Consider the following 16,769-nt stretch of genomic DNA (forward strand, 5'->3'; position numbering starts at 1 on the left):
TTCAAATCAAAAACGCCGGGCGATGGGCCCGGCGCATGATGTAATGTGATGCGGGATTAGGGTCCAGCGCCTTACAAGTCGTAATCCTGAATGCGTAGCTGACGGGCCCGGCCGAGGATCGCATCCTCGATCGCGTGCTGTGTTTCGGTCGAAACCGGACGCCCGCCCCGGTTCTGAAGCGCGACATGCAGGCCGCGGGCATCGAGAGCCGGATCGCTGACATGAACCGTCGCGCGATACGCGCCGCCGCCGCCGGGCGGAACACCGTAGCCGAACACGATGACGCCGGTGAAGGGATCGGCAGCCTGAACCGGCATGAATGACAGAACGTCGAGCGAGGCGTTCCAGAGATACTTGTTCACTTCGACGGTGGTGTTGGGATCGTCAGCATTGGTGAAGAGATCGAAAACCGAGCTGCCGCCGCTCCGCTGAATGGCGCGATCCGGACGTTCCGACATTTCTGCGGTCGTGCTGGCGTCCGGCGCGTTGCTGCGCCCCCCGAACAATCCGCCGCCGGAACATGCGGGCAATGCGACCAGTGCGGTCAGCAGCACCGCCTTCACTACAATCCGCCCGTCACGCATATCTTCGCCCCGTTCCGTTGGTTTTCCTCTACCTACCCAAGCGAAATAGCGCGGGCAAGCGTTTTCCCGGGACATGGATAGCGCGCCTAGGAAGGATGCTCTCTATATATAGGCCTGTCAGAGGGTTGCGCCGGGGAGGGGTTCGGGGCTCGCACAGGGACTGTGGCAAGTCTGCACCATCCGAAACCACATTCTCGCCCTTGCGTTTGCCGTGCTTGCATCGGAACCGCGAAAGAGCGAGGAAACAGCATACTCAATTCGGATTCCCCTGAATTGAGGTGCACCTTTAGATAAACGAGGGAAACGAAATGAAAAAGATTCTCCTTGCTTCGACGGTTCTGGTGGGCACCACCGGTTTCGCCGCTGCAGACGTAAGCTTCACTGGTACCGCATACACCGGTCTCGCCTACAACATCACGACTGGCGCTCTTCAGCCGGAAATCAACGCGACGTTCCGCGCTGGCATGATGACCACCACCGACGGCGGCCTCGAAGCCGGCGCTGGCGTTGTCGTCATCTCCGCTGGTTCGATCATGCAAAAAGATCCGGGTGACGCACAGTTCGGCACGAACGACTACCCGACCGGCGCTGGCGTCGTTCTCGGTGCAAGCGTTTACCTGTCCGGTTCCTGGGGCAAAGTCACCGTCGCTCACGACACCAACGCTGACGACGATGCGACGACTCCCGGCGATTGGGACATCACCGCGACCTACACCAACTCGTTCGGCAACTTCGACCTCGAAGTTTACGGCGTGATGCACACCCCGGCTTCGACCGCCACCACCAACGGTGACTTCGGCGCCAAAGGCACGTACAACTTCGGCGACTACGGCGTCTGGGTTGCTTACGACTACGACCGCTCGGACGTTCCGGCTCAGCCGCACACGATCTCGGCTGGCGTGATGGCCGACATCTCCGGCTTCACCGGCGCTGCTGAAGTTGCTTACAACTTCGGTAACCCGACCCCGTTCTCCTGGGCGGTGGAAGCTGGCTACGCAACCGGCCCCTACTCGATCTCGGCGTTCTTCAACTCCGACACCGAGTACGGTGTTGAAGCTGCCTACGACCTGGGCGGCGGCGTTGCCATCGAAGCTGGTTACGCACACTCGAACGGCGTGAACTCGCCGCTCGCCAACGTTGTCTACGCTGGCGTGTCGATGAGCTTCTAATCCCAACGGGATTTGAACAGGGAAGAGCGGGCCTTGCGCCCGCTCTTTTCTTTTTCGGGGTGCCGTGATTGAACGTTCTCGAACGAGAGGACGTAAGACATGGCCCTGAACGACGTACTTCAGAAAATTCGTGACGAAGAGAAACGGGTCGGCCGGGCGGTCGGCGCGACGCGGCTCGTGGCCGTGTCCAAAGTTCAGCCGCTCGGGCGCGTTGTCGCGGTGCTGGACGACGGCCACCGACTTTTCGGCGAGAACAAAGTGCAGGAGGCCGCCGGCAAATGGCCCGACCTGCGCGAAAAATACAATGATGTCGTGTTGCATCTGATTGGCCCGCTCCAGACCAACAAGGCGCGCCAGGCGATGGAGCTGTTCGACGTGATCGAAACCATCGACCGCCCCAAGCTCGCCCGTACCATCGCGCGGCTGGCCGAAGAGACAGGTCATTGTCCGCGGTTGTTCGTCCAGGTGAACACCGGAGAGGAAGAGCAGAAGGCGGGTGTCATGCCCGAGGACGTCGATGCGTTTCTTGCGGAATGCCGCGACCTCGGCCTCAGGATCGAAGGTTTGATGTGCATTCCGCCGGTGGACGAGGAACCGTCCTTGCACTTCGCACTGCTCGCAAAGATCGCCAAACGCAACGGGATCGAGGAGTTGTCCATGGGCATGTCGGGCGATTTCGAACGTGCCGTGGCACAGGGTGCGACTTATGTCCGCGTCGGCTCGGCGATTTTCGGAGACCGCGTCTATGACTGACGCTCAACCGTGCGATGCACGACTTCGTCAGGCCCTGACGATCACGCGGGAACGCGGTGTCCAATGTGCGAGAATAAGGCGCAGGTGATCGGGTCGGAACGCAAGGCACCCGGCGGTGGGTTTGCGTGGACCGCGCCAGCAATGGATGAAAATGGCCGACCCTTTGCCCGGCTCGGCCCCGGGCCAATTCCAATCCGTGACGATAAAGATATCGTAGAGCCCGTCCGCACGACGCAGGCGCTCATGCGATGACTCGAATGGAGCGCAGACCTTGTGGTTGTAGGCGACGTCGCCGGGATCGTCGCACCAGAGGTCTCGTGGCCCGATCGGTGACATTGGAAACGGCGCACGGGGCATGGCGACCCGGTCCGCTCGATACCCACCTTCCATCATCCGCCAGGTTCCCGCAGGCGTTGCACCGTCGCCTTCGCGCTTGTCTGGCGTGATGCCAGCGCGACCGATCGCGACGGGAAAGTGTCGCCCCCTGAACCGCGCACCCCAGCGTGTCACGAACAGGTCGTGGCTCACAACAGGTGGCCCGATTTGCGAGCCTTCGTGTCGAGATAGGCGGTGTTGTGGCTCCCGCGCCCGACCTTGAGAGGAACGCGCTCGGTCACGCCGATACCCTGCGCCTCCATCATGGCGACCTTGGCGGGGTTGTTGGTCATGAGCCTGACCTCAGAGAAACCCATGCGCTTCAATATCTCGGACCCGATGCGGAAATCACGCTCATCGTCTTCGAAGCCAAGCCTGTGGTTCGCTTCGACCGTGTCGAAACCCTGATCCTGCAACGAATACGCCCGCATCTTGTTGGCAAGGCCGATGCCGCGTCCTTCCTGGTTCAGGTAGAGCAGCACACCGGCGCCGGCCTCGCCCATTGCCGCAAGTGCCGCACGAAGCTGCGGGCCGCAATCGCATTTCAGGCTGCCCAGAAGGTCGCCGGTAAAACATGCCGAGTGCAGACGGGACAGCACGGGCTTGTCCCGGTCCGGGCGTCCGATCTCGACTGCGTAATGCTCTTCCCCGCCGTCTTCCGGCCGGAAAATGTGCAGGCGACCGGCTTCGGACACCTCGAGCGGAACACGGGCCGAGACGACTTCGGTCAAGGTCGCAAGGGGCGGCTCGACGGGCGCATGGGTCAGGTTGACGTGTGTGAGGCCATGCCTGGCCGCCAGCGCGGCGCCGTCGGACACCTCGACGATCAGCGCGGCGGGCAGAAGCATGGCGGATTTTGCAAGTGTGATGGCCGTCGAGGCCAGCCGTTCGTCGCCGCCGCGTTCAGTCGAGAGTGGTCCTTTCATGGGCACCCTGAGGTCGTCTTTCGGATCGGCCACGCCCATGATCCAGCGCACGCCCTCGCTGTCCGGCACGACGACGCGCGCGACGAGGTCGGAATAGGGCCGCGCCTTGAGCGTCGCCGCACGCCGCGGCGTGATGGCGAGCTGCACGGTGCCGATGCCCCGCATGTCGTCCAGCCGCGCCGTGGTCAGCGTTTCGACAGCCGTGACCAACGCGGCGCGAGACCCGGCCTCAAGCACGACCGGAAGCCCCATGCGCAGGTCTGCACGGGCCCGTGCGGTGAGTTCGGTCTGGTTCGGTGCGAGCGACATTTTTTCCCTTTCAAGCCCCCTAGATAGGCGGCTCCCACGGGAAAGTGAAACATTTAGGGTGATCCCGACACGAGGCCGTGAACGTATTGCCACAAACATTGTCGGACTCGTGTCTCATTCCGAAGTCTGATGAAACGGTATGGAGGACCCGCTATGGCGACCCAAAAGAACATTCTTCTCGTGGACGACGATGAAGACCTGCGCGAAGCGCTCGCCGAACAATTGATCATGACCGAGGATTTCGAAGTGTTCGAAGCCGCGAATGGCGCGGACGCGATGCAGAAGGCCAAGGAACAGATCTATGATCTGGTGATTCTCGACGTGGGTCTGCCCGATACGGACGGCCGCGAGTTGTGCAAACTGATGCGCAAACAGGGCGTCAAATGCCCGATCCTGATGCTGACCGGCCATGACAGCGATGCCGATACCATCCTTGGCCTCGATGCGGGCGCGAACGACTACGTCACCAAGCCGTTCAAATTCCCCGTGCTGCTCGCCCGGATCCGCGCACAGCTGCGCCAGCACGAGCAAAGCGAAGATGCGGTGTTTCAGCTTGGGCCGTACACGTTCAAACCGGCGATGAAGATGCTCATCACCGAGGAAGATCGGAAAATCCGGCTGACCGAAAAGGAAACCAACATCTTGAAATTCCTTTATCGCTCGTCGGAAGGCGTGGTGGCGCGTGACGTGCTGCTGCACGAAGTCTGGGGCTATAATGCGGGTGTAACGACCCATACGCTCGAGACACACATCTATCGCTTGCGCCAGAAGATCGAGCCGGACCCCGGCAATGCCCGCCTTCTCGTGACGGAATCGGGCGGTTATCGGCTTGTGGCCTGACCGCCACAGGTAGGGACTCCCGCCTTATTCACGCCGCGATTGCACAGTAAAAAAGTGGAAGACGTGGTATTGTTTCCTTACGGCAAACGATACGAGAGACCCCTCGCCGTGCCGGGGTAATGGTGCGGCATCCTCCCTGTTGGACTGGTGGTCCCACAGCCTTTGAAATCAATAGCCTTTTCCTACTTGGAACGGCAAGCTTCTCTGGCGTGGGACCACCTCTTTTTTCGGGAGCTGGGGCGGGTCCGCATTGGGCATTCAATGATCCCCGGTTGCATCCCCACCGACATAATAACGGCGCGAGCCAATCCGGGGCGCGTATTGCGCACAGGTTGCACAATCCGAAGCGATAGCTGGATGGTTCAAAGGCGTTTTGCAATTCTAAATCAGGCGGAGAATCGAGCGCTTCCCGTAGAGGGCCGTTCCACCAAGGAAGCAAAGAGGTTCGATGCAGGCCTCGTGGCGCGTCAGGCGACGAGCCCCGACGCAAAGAAACCACGGCATTAGACGGCGGCGCTGAAGCAGTCAGCTGCCAGAGCACGTTGAAAGTCCGGTCGCTTAGAAATGTGTGTCTGGCGGTGTCCGACACGAAGTCCCGGCACTCGTCCTGGTTTGGCCTTTGCCGGGGCGCCATGAACGCTTTTGCCGAGAGTCATCTATTATGACCGCCACGCTTGCGCAATTTGAGACCTTCTCGCAGAAGCTCCTTTGGAGTTCCTCCCCGTTCAACGGACGCCTTCGCGCTTCAGCGAGATGTGCCAAGTCGATCAATAGCGCGATAGGATGTGAGCCCCGAGTGCAGGGGGATCAGATATTTTCCTGCGTTATGATCTCGAAAGGGATGGTTTTTTGGAGCGTCGGCCCAGGTTCATCGCGTGTCGCGACGTCGATCATCGTCTGGATCAACGTCTCGGACGTCTGGTCCATTGGGTGACACAGGGCAGCGGTGATCAATCCTTCCGTGAGACCTTTGCGCGTTTCGGGGCCAATGTCCCGGCAGACCAACTTGATTTGGCTGCGGCGGTCTTCAGGTGCCTCACGTAAGGCGCGCAGCACTCCAGAGATACCGCCGCCCACGATCAGGATACCGCGAAGGTCCTCGTGCTTTGCGATCAGGTCGCGGACCATTTCGTAGGCATGCGAGCTGTCTTCGTGTGTGGGTTCGCTTTCGTTGACGATCAAATCCGGCGCATGTTCGCGAATGTATGAGCGAAAGGCGGCATCCGCGACGTCTTGGCATTGATAGCGATGATTGCCAATGAAGACCGCAATGCGCCCGCGGCCCTGTGTCATCTGCGTGATGAAGAACGCAGCAGTGCGACCGAGCTTCCAGTTGTCTGTGCCGACAAAGCCCGCGCGCTCTGGAGCTGATTGATCGGTGATGTAGGTCACCACACTCGTCCCATTGTCGCGGAGTTCACGAATCGCCTGGCCGATCAGAGGGTGGTCAGCTGCAATCAGCGCCACTGCGTCACACTCCTTGCCTAGCGCGCGGAGACGGCCTGCGATATTTGAAGGCTCCAGGCGGTCGACAAAATCCACCAGACAATCGATGCGCTCATCACGCCGCGCCGATGCCGCTTCACGGACTTTTTCGCCAAACAGGCGATAGAGGTCACGCGTCGATTGCTGCAACAAGAAGCCGAATCGAAAATGGGGCAACGCGTCCTCGCGACGCGCGGACAGAACGCCCGTGCCATAAAAACCAATTTTCTCAGCCACCTGCTGGACATGTTCGATCGTCGCTCCGCGCACATTTTCAGCGCCTGCGAGAATTCGGTTTACCGTCGAAATGCTGACGCCGGATTCCCGTGCAAGGTCCGCTATTGTTACCCGCTGTTTCAACATCAAGCCCGCCAATGGTTCATTTTGATATGATACAAAATGATACTTTCGTTTCAAAAAATGGCAAGAAGGATTTCACAATTCTGAATCATCCGTTACCAAACCGCCATCCGGAGCCCCTGAGGAGGGGAGTGACCGGGCAGTGAAATGGGAGGACATCCAAAATGACATTGAACTCGCGCATCGCGCGTGGCCTGCTGGCCTCTGCTGCAATCGCCCTGACCGCCGGCACCGCCATGGCCGCCGACATCTTCGTCATCGGCGGCAAGCCGGACGATCCGTTCTGGTCGCGCGTCAAGAAAGGTGCCGAAGACGCCGGTGCCGTGGCTGAAATGCAGGGCGGCTCGGTCACCTGGCTCGGCCCGCAGAACTACGACAACCTCGGCCCGGACGCTGCGGAGTTGATCCGCCAGGCAATCGACCAGGGCGCAGACGCCATCGTCGGCCCGAACTGGGTTCCCGAAGCGATGGACCCGGCCTTCGAGGCCGTTGTCGCCGCCGACATCCCGCTCGTCATCTACAACGCTGGCGGCATCGAATCCGCTGACCGTCTCGGGGCTCTGAACTACGTCGGCGCTGTCGACTACAAGTCGGGCTACGCAGGCGGCGAATACCTCGGAAACGCGGGCCACCAGACCGGAGCTTGCGTGAACACGCTGCCCGGCGCGGCCAACATCGAGGCGTTCTGCTCTGGCTTTATCGACGGTCTGGCTGCCACCGGCGGCAACGGCGAAACGCTCCAACTGCCCGCGACCGCTTACGGCGATGCGACCGCAGTCGCACAGGCCGTGCGCGCCCACCTGATCCAGAACCCCGACATCGACGCGTTGTTCGCAATCGGCGGCGGTGACACGTCGGCCACCATCTCGGGCATCCAGCAGGCAGGCAAGACCGGTTCGGTCCACGTCTGCGGGATGAACTTCAACGAGACGGTTCTGGCGAACATCCAGGCCGGCACGCAAGCGTGCGCCATCGACCAGCAAGGCTATCAGCAAGGCTTCTTCGCCGTGTCGATCCTGAACAACTATGTGACCTACGGCACCACGATCCCGACCCGTGAAATCCTCACCGGTCCGGGCATCGTCGATGCTTCGAACGTCGAGCAGGTCATCGCAGGCGTCGAGGCTGGCGCGCGCTAAGGCGCCCGGCGCACCACCCAAAGACCAGCGGTCGCCCGGTGTCATCGGGCGGCCACCGAGGCCAGATCGACCGCGCTTGCACGCCGACAGATCGCCGCCACACGGATTCAAGAGGAACGGAATCTATGTCTTCGCCCGCAGCAAATGCACCAGCAGACACCGCCACCTCGGGCTTCTCGATCGGAAGCCTGATCCGGCGACCTGAGGCCGGCTCCCTTATCGGGTTCGTCGTGGTCTACATCTTTTTCGCGATCCTCGGTGGCGCGGTGTTCATGGGCGCTCCCGGCTGGTCGAGCTGGCTCAACATCGCCGCCGAGGTCGGCATCATCGCACTTCCCGTCGGTCTTTTGATGATCTCGGGCGAGTTCGACATCTCGGTCGGCGCAGTCGTTCCTGCATCTTCGGTGACTTGCGCGCTCCTGTCCGGGCAATTCGGGCTGCCTGCGATCGTGGGTATCGGCGGAGCTTTGTCGGTCGGCCTGCTCGTCGGGTTCGTGAACGGCATGATCGTAACCCGCACTTCGATTCCGTCGCTGATCGTCACCATCGGCATAATGTTTGCCGTCATGGGGCTGACGCTGGGCCTTGCGGTGCTCGTCAAAGGCTCCACCAGCGTCGGCTACGTGCCCGACCCGCTGACCAAGTCGCTGCTCGGCACCTTCATCGGCGGCATGTTCAACGTGTCGATCTTCTGGTGGATGGGGTTCATCGCGGTGTTCTTCTACTTCCTGCACATCTCGCCCATCGGGAACTGGGTCTTCGCGCTCGGTGGAGATGCGGAGAGCGCGCGCAATGCCGGTGTGCCCACAGCCAAGCTCAAAGTCTCGCTCTTCATGATGTCGGGTTTCGCGGCCGCATTCGTGGGCATCGCGCAGGTCATGACCTACCAAAGCGCGCAAGTCGCGGGCGGGCAGCCGTTTATTTTCAACTCGATAATGTGCGCCGTCATCGGCGGCGTGATCCTGACGGGCGGGGCCGGGTCGATCATCGGCATCGTGCTTGGCACCATGACCTTCGCGGTCGTGAACCAGGGCATCTTCTTCGCCCGGCTCGACCCGAACGTCGGCTCCATCATCATCGGTGCGCTCCTGCTCGCCGCGGTTCTCACCAACGACAGCTTCCGCGCCCTCGCGCTCAGCTACGCAACAAAGAAGAAGTGAGGAAGATCATGGACTCGGTCGCAACACTCCTTCGCCGCCCCGCCGCTGCTTCGATCCTGAGCCTGATCGGCGTGCTCGCTTTCTACGTCATCTTCGGTGGCGTGGATCTGGGCCAGCTCTTCGGTGCAGCCAGTTGGGTCAATTACGCCGCCCGCATCGGTATCGTCGCGGTGGCCCTGGGTCTCCTGATGATCTCAGGCGAAATCGACATCTCGATCGGGGCGATGATCCCGGCGGGTGCCATGACGACGGCGATCATCTCGGGGTATTTCGAGTTGCCGATCATTCTCGGCATCATCGGTGCGTTGACGGTCGGCGTTCTCGTAGGGCTCTTCAACGGTATCCTCGCGGTGCGGACGTCAGTGCCGACCCTGATCATCACACTTGGCACGCTGGTCGCCATGCAAGGCATCGTGCTTGCCGGGTCCAAGCTGCTGACAGGTGCCGCTTCGGTCCCGCTGCAAGCGCCACAGTGGGCCAAGACGGTCTTCGGTGACCTCATGTTCGGCGGCAACCACCAGGTCGTCATCATCTGGTGGATCATCATCGCGGCCGTCTTCTGGTTCATCATGCACCAGACGAAATACGGCAACTGGATCTTCGCCATCGGCGGCGACAAGGTCTCTGCCCGCAATGCCGGTATTCCGGTCGACCGGATCACGATCCTGCTCTTCGTGGGCACCGCAACGGCGGCCTCCTTCGTGGGCATGTGTCATGCGATCCTGTTCAACTCGGCTCAGGTCTCGGGCGGGATGAACGACATCTTCAACATCGTCGTCAGCGTCGTGGTCGGGGGCGTGCTTCTGACCGGTGGCTTTGGCTCCATCGTCGGTGTCTTCGTCGGCACCATCACCTTCGCCATCGTCGTCAAAGGCATCGATTTCACCGACATCGACCGCAACTGGGCGAACCTCATCATCGGCGTGATGCTCCTTGTCGCGGTCGGGATGAACGTGACCTTCCGCAAAAAGGCGCTCACCGCCGTCAAGAAGAAGAAAGGCTGAAATCATGTCCGACAAAAAAGTCGTCCTCGAACTGAAGAACGTCGACAAGAGCTTTGGCCCGATCGACGTGCTCCATGAAATTTCGCTCAAGGTCCGCGAAGGGGAGGTGCTTTGCCTTCTCGGTGACAACGGCGCGGGTAAATCGACGCTCATCAAGACGCTCGCCGGCGTGCACAACGCCACCCGTGGCGAGATCCTTGTCGATGGTGAGCCGGTGATCTTCTCCGGGCCGCGTGATGCCCAAGATCGCGGGATCGCTACGGTGCACCAGTTCGGCGGGACCTATCCGCTCATGTCCGTGGGTCGCAACTTCTTCATGGGGCAGGAGCCGACCAAGGGTTTCGGGCCGTTCAAGGTCTACGACCGCAAGAAAGCCAACAAGATCGCCGTGGAGGAGGTCCAGAAAATGGGCATCACCCGGATCGACGATGGCGACCGTCTGGTCGGCGGCCTTTCGGGCGGTGAGCGTCAGTCGCTCGCCATCGCGCGCGCGGTCTACTTCGGGGCGCGGGTTCTGATCCTCGACGAGCCGACGGCGGCCCTCGGCGTCAAACAGGCGGCGCACGTTCTGCGGATTGTGAACGAGGCCAAGAAACGCGGCCTCGCGGTGATCTTCATCACGCACCAGGTGATGCACGCGATGACCGTGGGCGACCACTTCGCGGTTCTGATCCGGGGCGCGATCGCCGCCGACTTCCGCAAGGGCGAGAAGACCCGCGAAGAGATCACCGATCTCATGGCGGGCGGCCAGAACATGGCCGATCTCGAACAGGAGATCGAAGGCTACATGGAAGCCCACGACGGGCATCCGCCCAAGGTCGAACCAGCCGAATAAATATACCTCCCGCCCGCGTCGGCTTCGTGCCGGTGCGGGCACCCAACACCAACACCCGGAGGACCGGATATGAAAATCGCCCTCGACCCGTTTATGCACCGCCACCTCTCGCTCGAAGAGTTGCCGTCGAAGGTCAAAGAGCTTGGCTACGACTGGATCGAGCTGTCGCCGCGTGGCGACTTCCTTGAGTGGTTCAAAGCCCCGCGCGTCTTTCCGGACCGCATCAAGAGCTTCAAGAAGGCGCTCAAAGACGCCGACGTCGGCATCGCCACGCTGCTGCCGATGTATCGCTGGGCGTCGAACGACGAGGACGAGCGCAAGGCCGCCGTGAAGCATTGGAAACGCGCCATCGAGATCGCGGTCGAGATGGAAGTGGACACGATGAATTCCGAGTTCGGCCGCGGTCCGCACCCGGACAAGGGCACCTGCTATTGCTGTCATACCGGGTCCATGATCGAAGCCTGCGAAGATGCCTGGTGGCGGTCGATGGACGAGCTGGTGCCGATCTTCGAGCGTGAGGGCATCAACCTGCACATCGAGCCGCACCCCGAGGACTGGGTCGAGACGCTTCAGCCGTCGGTCGATCTGATCCGCACCGTGAACAGCGACCGGGTCAAGTTCCTCTACTGCACGCCGCACACCTTCTATTTCGGTGACGATACGGTCGCGATGCTCAAGGAATGCGCGGATGTGCTGGCACATGTCCACATCGCGGACACGTTCAACCACAAGGCCAGCTCCGGCCTGCGCTACATCATCAACCCGCCGGGCTCGACCGCGCGCGTGCACCAGCATCTGAACATCGGGCAGGGCGAGGTGCCGTGGGACGATTTCTACCGCACGCTCGCCGAGATCGGCTTCGACGGGATCATGACGGCTTGTGTCTTCGCCTGGGAAGAAAAGGCCGACGAGAGCGGCACGTTCATGCGCGCAGAGATGCAGCGCTACATCGACAAATACTTCGACTGAGGAGGGGATCATGGCTCTCAACATCGGCGTCATCGGGACCGGGATGATCGGTCAGGACCATATCCGGCGTCTGACTCAGGTGCTTTCGGGTGTAGCCGTCGTCGCGGTGACCGACATCGACCTCGACCGCGCGCGACAGGCGGCGCCCGAAGGGGCGCAGGTGTTCGACACGCCGAAGGCCCTGATCACGTCGGATCAGGTCGAGGCCGTAGTGATCTGCTCATGGGGTCCGGCGCATGAAGAGCAGCTTCTAGACTGCATTGCTGCCGGAAAACCGGTCTTTTGCGAAAAGCCCATGGTGACCTCCGAGACCGCCGCGCGGAAAGTGATCGAGGCGGAAGTGGCCTTTGGTCGGCGGCTGGTGCAGGTCGGTTTCATGCGCCGCTTCGATGCCGATTATCGGCGTCTGAAGGCGGTCATCGACGGCGGCACGCTGGGCGCGCCGTTGATGTACAAATCCGTGCATCGCAATGCGAGCGTTCCCGAAGGTCTTTATACCTCGGACATGCCGCTTAACGATACGCTGGTGCATGACGCCGACATTTCCCGGTGGCTTCTGTCGGACGAGGTGAAGGGCGTCGAAGTGCGCCTGCCGCGCCGGTCCACACGCGGCAAGGATCTGCGCGATCCGACGATGGTGCTTTTGCACATGGAAGACGGCGCGATCGTCGATGTCGAGATCTCGGTCAACATCGCATACGGCTATGACATCCGGGGCGAAGTGTCCTGCGAGCAAGGTATCGCGGCCCTGCCGAACCGCCCCGCGACCGTTATCACCGATCAGCACGGCATCCGCCAAGCGATCCCCGAAGATTGGCGCGAACGGTTCATCGAAGCCTATGATCAGGAGTTCCGCGAGTGGATCGTGGCTGCCGGCCAAGGCACGGCCACCGGCCCCTCGGCCTGGGATGGCTACGCCGCCACCCTGGTCGCCGATGCAGCCCTACGCGCCGTCGACAGCGGCGCTTACGAACGCGTCACGATGATCGAAAAACCCGACCTTTACGGCCCGAAGTCAGCACGTGCTGCGGCTTGAAGACCCTCTCTCAAGAAAGACAAACAGATGATCAACGGCGAAAGAACTATTGCGCGGCCCTTGCGTTGGGGCATGGTCGGCGGCGGCCGCACCGGGCAGGTCGGCTACAAGCACCGCACCGGGGCGCTGCGTGACGGCACCTATCAACTGGTCGCCGGGGCCTTTGACCTCGACGCGGATCGCGGCCGCGATTTCGGCACCAAGCTGGGCGTTGCCGAGGACCGGTGCTACGCGACCTACCAAGAGCTGATCGCTGCCGAGACCGGGCGCGCGGACGGCGTGGACGTGGTCTCGGTGGCGACGCCGAACTTTACCCATTTCGAGATCACCAAGGCCCTGCTTGAAGCGGGTATCCATGTGATCTGCGAAAAGCCGCTGTTCTTCACCGTGAAGGAAAGCGAAGAGATCAAGGCGCTGGCCGAGGAAAAGGGCCTTATCGTCGGTGTGACCTACGGCTTCACCGGACACCCGCTGGTGCATCAGATGGCAGCGATGGTGAAGAAGGGCATGCTTGGCGATATCCGCATCGTCGACATGGCCTATACCCACGGCTTCAACGCGGGTGACGACGTAGGCGCGCCCGAAGCCGTTCAGTGGCGCACCGATCCGAAGCGCTCCGGCCCGACCTTCGTTCTGGGCGATATCGGCACCCATCTTTATTACCTCTCCGAGATCGTGCTGGGCGACATCAAGGTCGAAAAGCTCCTGTGCGACCGCACCGCATTCATCCCGTCGCGCGCCCCGCTCGAAGACCACGCGACCGTGCTCATGCACTACGACAATGGCGCGCGCGGGCGGCTCTGGGTGTCGTCGGTGGATGCCGGCAACATGGGGTCACAACGTTACCGCTTCGTCGGGTCCAAGGCATCGGTCGCATGGTCCGACAGCCATCCGGATCAGTTGATCTATCAGGTGCAGGGCGAGCCCGAGCGGATCATGCATCACGGCATGCCTTATCTCGAGGACGAAAGCCTCGCCGCCGACCGTATGGGCGCGCTCCATACCGAAGGGCTGGGGGACAGCTGGTCCAATATCTACCTTTGGATCGCGCAAGCCATCGACGCGAAAATGCGCGGCGACGACGCATTCCTTGCGAGCCATCACTACCCCGACATCCACGCAGGTCTCGAGGGCGTCCGCTGGCTCGAGAATTGCGTGAAATCTGCCGACCAGGACGCTGCCTGGGTCGACTTCGAATAACCGACTCTGCAAAGGAAACCGAGACATGAAACTTTCGATCTGCACCGATGTGATGGGCGATCTGTCCTTCACCGACATGCTCGACAAATGCGTGGACCTTGGCGTCGAGGGAGTCGAAATGACCGGCGGCGGCTGGTCGCCCGCCCCGCATTTCCGCGCCGATGAGCTTCTGGCGGACAAGGGTCTGCTCAAGCAGAAACTCAAGGAAATCGAAACCCGCGGGCTTGAGATCGCGGCGCTCAACTGCTCGGCCAACCCGCTTGATCCGGGCGCGATGGGCGAACGCCACCGCAAGGAAATGGAAGACACCTTCACGCTCGCGGGCGAAATCGGCGTGAAGAAGATCGTCACCATGTCCGGCCTGCCCGAAGCCGCGCCCGGCGATGTGGTTCCCAATTGGCTCGTCTATACCAAGAGCTGGCCGGACGAGATGCCGGAGCGGGACCGATACCAGTGGGAGGACCGCGCATTCCCGTTCTGGCACGGTCTGGTCGAGCACGCGACCAAGGTCGGCGTCGAGAAGATTGCGCTCGAGAATTTCTCGGCCATGCTGGTGTGGAACCCCGAGACCCTGTTCCGCCTGCGCGACGAAGTCGGCCCGATGGTGGGCATGAACCTCGACCCGTCGCACCTGTTCTGGAAAGGGGCCTGCCCGATCGCTGTGGCGCGCGCCCTTGGCGATGCCATTCACCACGTTCACGGCAAGGACACCCGCATCGAGCGCGGCCTTGCAGACGTGAACGGTTACCTCGAACTCAAGGAGGTGACCGACGTCGCCAACCGCTCGTGGAACTACGTCGCGGTCGGTGCCGGTCACGATCTTCAGTGGTGGAAGGAGTTTTTCTCGGTCGTCGGGATGATGGGCTACGACGACTGGGTTTCGCTGGAGATGGAGGATTTCACCATGTCCACCAACGCGGGTATCCAGTCGTCCATCGACGCGCTGCAAGCGACGATCATCCGCTAACCTTCGGTCCGGGCGGCGCCGCGCGCCCCGCCCGGACCCTTCGGGAGCCGGCGCCATGTATAAGTTCATCATCACGATCGATTGCGTGCCGGGGGGGCGAGAACAGATCCTTGCCCGTGCGCCCGTGGCCCAGGCCGCCACCCGCGCCGAACCCGGCTGCCTGCAATACGATTTCTTCGCCTGCACCGACAAGCCGGAGCGGCTGGTGTTCGTCGAGACGTGGCAAGACCGGGCCGCCCACGATTTCCACATGGAACAGGACCACACCAAGGACTTCATCACCTTTCACGAACAGTTCCACGACCGGCTCGTGTTCGAGACGGTCCAGCCGGCCGAAGACCAATGATCCAGTCTCAGATCACCATCACCTGCGCGCCCTGTTGCTGGGGTGTCGATGACGTCGCGAACCCGCACCTCCCGGAGTGGGAGACGGTTTTGGACCAAGCCGCGAAAGCCGGGTTCGGCGGGCTCGAACTTGGCCCCTATGGCTACATGCCGCTGGACGTGCCGCGCGTGTCCGAGGCGCTGGGGAAACGCGGGCTGATCATCGTGGCGGGAACGATCTTCGACGATCTGGTCGATCCTGCCAATCGCGAGTCGCTTTTGCGCCAGACGCGCGAGATCTGCGCCCTGATCACCGCGCTGCCGAAGCCAGCGTCGCTGGACGGGCAGCGGGTCGATGGCCCATATCTGACCGTCATGGACTGGGGCCATGACGTGCGTGATTTCGCAGCCGGACACCCGGATCGTGCGCCGCGGCTCGAGGGCACAGCTTGGGCAGGCATGATGGACAACATCCGCGCCATCGCCACGTTGGCCCGCGACGGTTTCGGCGTGCGCGCTGTCATTCATCCCCATGCCGGGGGCTACATCGAATTCGCGGACGAGATCGCGCGGGTGGCGGAGGACATTGCGCCCGATCTGGCCGGGTTCTGCCTCGACACCGGGCATCTGGCCTATTCGGGCATGGACCCGGTGGCCGAGCTCGAGCGCTACTGGGATCGTCTCGACTATATCCATTTCAAGGATATCGATCCGGTCGTCTACGCGCGCATCTTGGGTGAGAAAATCCGCTTTTTCGACGCCTGCGCGCAGGGTGTCATGTGCCCCATCGGGCAGGGCGACATCGACTATTCCGCCATTCGCCGCCTTCTCACGGACAAGGGCTATGGCGGCTACATCACAATCGAACAGGAACGCGACCCGCGAAATCAGGCCGGGGTTCTGGGCGACCTCGCCGCGTCGCGTCGCTTCCTTGCCAATTCGGGGTACTGAGCCATGACCAAACTTGACGTCATCACCATCGGCCGGGCGGGGGTGGACCTTTACGGCGACCAGATCGGCGGCCGGCTTGAGGATATGGGGTCGTTCTCGAAATACATCGGCGGCTCGCCCACGAACATCGCGGCGGGGACGGCAAGGCTGGGGCTGAAGTCCGCGCTCATCAGCCGGGTCGGGGACGAGCATATGGGGCGCTTCATCGTCGAGGAGCTGGCGCGCGAGGGGGTGAGCACGGACGGGATCGTGACCGACCCGGAGCGGCTGACCGCGCTCGTCATCCTCGGTATCCGCGACGAGGAACAGTTTCCGCTGATCTTCTACCGCGAGAACTGCGCGGACATGGCGCTGTGCGAGGATGACATCGACCCGGACTTCGT

The 16,769-nt window shown here is 61.9% G+C and carries 18 protein-coding genes; 14 read left to right on the forward strand and 4 right to left on the reverse strand.

Translation table 11 applies throughout. The annotated features are described in order from the left end of the window. Positions 1-71 precede the first annotated feature (71 nt). A complete protein-coding gene (locus tag KJP28_RS15060; protein WP_218393432.1) occupies positions 72-584 on the reverse strand; it encodes a DUF3576 domain-containing protein in 513 nt (170 codons plus the stop codon). 308 nt (positions 585-892) lie between these two features. Between KJP28_RS15060 and KJP28_RS15065 the strand changes: the two genes are divergently transcribed. Together KJP28_RS15065 and KJP28_RS15070 are read left to right on the forward strand one after the other, a co-directional pair. After that, positions 893-1,753: a porin gene (locus KJP28_RS15065; protein WP_218393433.1), complete on the forward strand. Its 861-nt coding sequence runs from the start codon at positions 893-895 to the stop codon at positions 1,751-1,753. 99 nt (positions 1,754-1,852) lie between these two features. Further along, positions 1,853-2,506: a YggS family pyridoxal phosphate-dependent enzyme gene (locus KJP28_RS15070; RefSeq protein WP_218393434.1), complete on the forward strand. Its 654-nt coding sequence runs from the start codon at positions 1,853-1,855 to the stop codon at positions 2,504-2,506. A 27-nt stretch (positions 2,507-2,533) separates the two neighbouring features. On the opposite strand, the gene KJP28_RS15075 is transcribed toward KJP28_RS15070, so the two are convergent. Together KJP28_RS15075 and ribA are read right to left on the reverse strand one after the other, a co-directional pair. Next, complete coding sequence (locus tag KJP28_RS15075; RefSeq protein WP_336245345.1) at positions 2,534-3,034, reverse strand: L,D-transpeptidase family protein; 501 nt, start codon at positions 3,032-3,034, stop codon at positions 2,534-2,536. Next, positions 3,031-4,116 carry a GTP cyclohydrolase II gene (ribA, locus tag KJP28_RS15080; protein ID WP_218393435.1) on the reverse strand — a complete coding sequence of 362 codons (1,086 nt, stop codon included), beginning with the start codon at positions 4,114-4,116 and terminating at the stop codon, positions 3,031-3,033. Before ribA ends, KJP28_RS15075 begins: the two co-directional genes overlap by 4 nt. 153 nt (positions 4,117-4,269) lie before the next feature. On the opposite strand from ribA, the gene KJP28_RS15085 reads away from it, so the two are divergent. Further along, positions 4,270-4,956 (forward strand): response regulator transcription factor, encoded by a 687-nt coding sequence (locus KJP28_RS15085; protein ID WP_218393436.1) that lies wholly within the window; start codon positions 4,270-4,272, stop codon positions 4,954-4,956. A gap of 807 nt (positions 4,957-5,763) precedes the next feature. Here the strand turns inward: KJP28_RS15085 and KJP28_RS15090 are convergent. Next, a complete protein-coding gene (locus tag KJP28_RS15090) occupies positions 5,764-6,804 on the reverse strand; it encodes a LacI family DNA-binding transcriptional regulator (protein WP_218393437.1) in 1,041 nt (346 codons plus the stop codon). 161 nt (positions 6,805-6,965) lie between these two features. Here KJP28_RS15090 and KJP28_RS15095 point away from each other — a divergent pair, with 161 nt between their 5' ends. The 11 genes from KJP28_RS15095 to KJP28_RS15145 all read left to right on the forward strand — a co-directional run. Beyond that, complete coding sequence (locus KJP28_RS15095; RefSeq protein ID WP_218393438.1) at positions 6,966-7,940, forward strand: substrate-binding domain-containing protein; 975 nt, start codon at positions 6,966-6,968, stop codon at positions 7,938-7,940. Between the two features lie 125 nt (positions 7,941-8,065). After that, positions 8,066-9,100 (forward strand): ABC transporter permease, encoded by a 1,035-nt coding sequence (locus KJP28_RS15100; protein WP_218393439.1) that lies wholly within the window; start codon positions 8,066-8,068, stop codon positions 9,098-9,100. 8 nt (positions 9,101-9,108) lie between these two features. Then, entirely contained in the window at positions 9,109-10,104 is a 996-nt protein-coding gene (locus KJP28_RS15105) for an ABC transporter permease (RefSeq protein ID WP_218393440.1), read from the forward strand. A 4-nt stretch (positions 10,105-10,108) separates the two neighbouring features. Continuing rightward, the gene (locus tag KJP28_RS15110; RefSeq protein ID WP_218393441.1) at positions 10,109-10,939 is read left to right on the forward strand and encodes an ATP-binding cassette domain-containing protein; all 831 of its coding nucleotides are present in this window, start codon (positions 10,109-10,111) and stop codon (positions 10,937-10,939) included. 69 nt (positions 10,940-11,008) lie between these two features. Then, positions 11,009-11,908, forward strand: a complete 900-nt coding sequence (locus KJP28_RS15115) for a sugar phosphate isomerase/epimerase family protein (protein WP_218393442.1) — start codon at positions 11,009-11,011, stop codon at positions 11,906-11,908. A gap of 10 nt (positions 11,909-11,918) precedes the next feature. Continuing rightward, entirely contained in the window at positions 11,919-12,944 is a 1,026-nt protein-coding gene (locus KJP28_RS15120; protein ID WP_218393443.1) for a Gfo/Idh/MocA family oxidoreductase, read from the forward strand. A 27-nt stretch (positions 12,945-12,971) separates the two neighbouring features. Then, the gene (locus KJP28_RS15125; RefSeq protein ID WP_218393444.1) at positions 12,972-14,144 is read left to right on the forward strand and encodes a Gfo/Idh/MocA family protein; all 1,173 of its coding nucleotides are present in this window, start codon (positions 12,972-12,974) and stop codon (positions 14,142-14,144) included. Positions 14,145-14,169: 25 nt separating this feature from the next. After that, entirely contained in the window at positions 14,170-15,111 is a 942-nt protein-coding gene (locus KJP28_RS15130) for a sugar phosphate isomerase/epimerase family protein (RefSeq protein ID WP_218393445.1), read from the forward strand. 55 nt (positions 15,112-15,166) lie between these two features. Further along, a complete protein-coding gene (locus tag KJP28_RS15135) occupies positions 15,167-15,457 on the forward strand; it encodes a putative quinol monooxygenase (RefSeq protein ID WP_218393446.1) in 291 nt (96 codons plus the stop codon). Further along, positions 15,454-16,386 (forward strand): TIM barrel protein, encoded by a 933-nt coding sequence (locus tag KJP28_RS15140; protein ID WP_255552407.1) that lies wholly within the window; start codon positions 15,454-15,456, stop codon positions 16,384-16,386. Before KJP28_RS15135 ends, KJP28_RS15140 begins: the two co-directional genes overlap by 4 nt. Before the next feature lie 3 nt (positions 16,387-16,389). Next, positions 16,390-16,769 (forward strand): PfkB family carbohydrate kinase (locus KJP28_RS15145; protein WP_255552408.1); only part of this gene is annotated, 380 nt, incomplete at its 3' end.

It is taken from the genome of Maritimibacter dapengensis, from assembly GCF_019218265.1.
GTDB lineage: Bacteria > Pseudomonadota > Alphaproteobacteria > Rhodobacterales > Rhodobacteraceae > Maritimibacter > Maritimibacter dapengensis.

Bases quoted from the DNA above. Each gene is read 5' to 3' on its own strand.
- KJP28_RS15060 (WP_218393432.1), bottom strand. From the start codon at position 584: ATGCGTGACGGGCGGATTGTAGTGAAGGCGGTGCTGCTGACCGCACTG.
- KJP28_RS15065 (WP_218393433.1), top strand. From the start codon at position 893: ATGAAAAAGATTCTCCTTGCTTCGACGGTTCTGGTGGGCACCACCGGT.
- KJP28_RS15070 (WP_218393434.1), top strand. From the start codon at position 1,853: ATGGCCCTGAACGACGTACTTCAGAAAATTCGTGACGAAGAGAAACGG.
- ribA (WP_218393435.1), bottom strand. From the start codon at position 4,116: ATGTCGCTCGCACCGAACCAGACCGAACTCACCGCACGGGCCCGTGCA.
- KJP28_RS15085 (WP_218393436.1), top strand. From the start codon at position 4,270: ATGGCGACCCAAAAGAACATTCTTCTCGTGGACGACGATGAAGACCTG.
- KJP28_RS15090 (WP_218393437.1), bottom strand. From the start codon at position 6,804: ATGTTGAAACAGCGGGTAACAATAGCGGACCTTGCACGGGAATCCGGC.
- KJP28_RS15095 (WP_218393438.1), top strand. From the start codon at position 6,966: ATGACATTGAACTCGCGCATCGCGCGTGGCCTGCTGGCCTCTGCTGCA.
- KJP28_RS15100 (WP_218393439.1), top strand. From the start codon at position 8,066: ATGTCTTCGCCCGCAGCAAATGCACCAGCAGACACCGCCACCTCGGGC.
- KJP28_RS15105 (WP_218393440.1), top strand. From the start codon at position 9,109: ATGGACTCGGTCGCAACACTCCTTCGCCGCCCCGCCGCTGCTTCGATC.
- KJP28_RS15110 (WP_218393441.1), top strand. From the start codon at position 10,109: ATGTCCGACAAAAAAGTCGTCCTCGAACTGAAGAACGTCGACAAGAGC.
- KJP28_RS15115 (WP_218393442.1), top strand. From the start codon at position 11,009: ATGAAAATCGCCCTCGACCCGTTTATGCACCGCCACCTCTCGCTCGAA.
- KJP28_RS15120 (WP_218393443.1), top strand. From the start codon at position 11,919: ATGGCTCTCAACATCGGCGTCATCGGGACCGGGATGATCGGTCAGGAC.
- KJP28_RS15125 (WP_218393444.1), top strand. From the start codon at position 12,972: ATGATCAACGGCGAAAGAACTATTGCGCGGCCCTTGCGTTGGGGCATG.
- KJP28_RS15130 (WP_218393445.1), top strand. From the start codon at position 14,170: ATGAAACTTTCGATCTGCACCGATGTGATGGGCGATCTGTCCTTCACC.
- KJP28_RS15135 (WP_218393446.1), top strand. From the start codon at position 15,167: ATGTATAAGTTCATCATCACGATCGATTGCGTGCCGGGGGGGCGAGAA.
- KJP28_RS15140 (WP_255552407.1), top strand. From the start codon at position 15,454: ATGATCCAGTCTCAGATCACCATCACCTGCGCGCCCTGTTGCTGGGGT.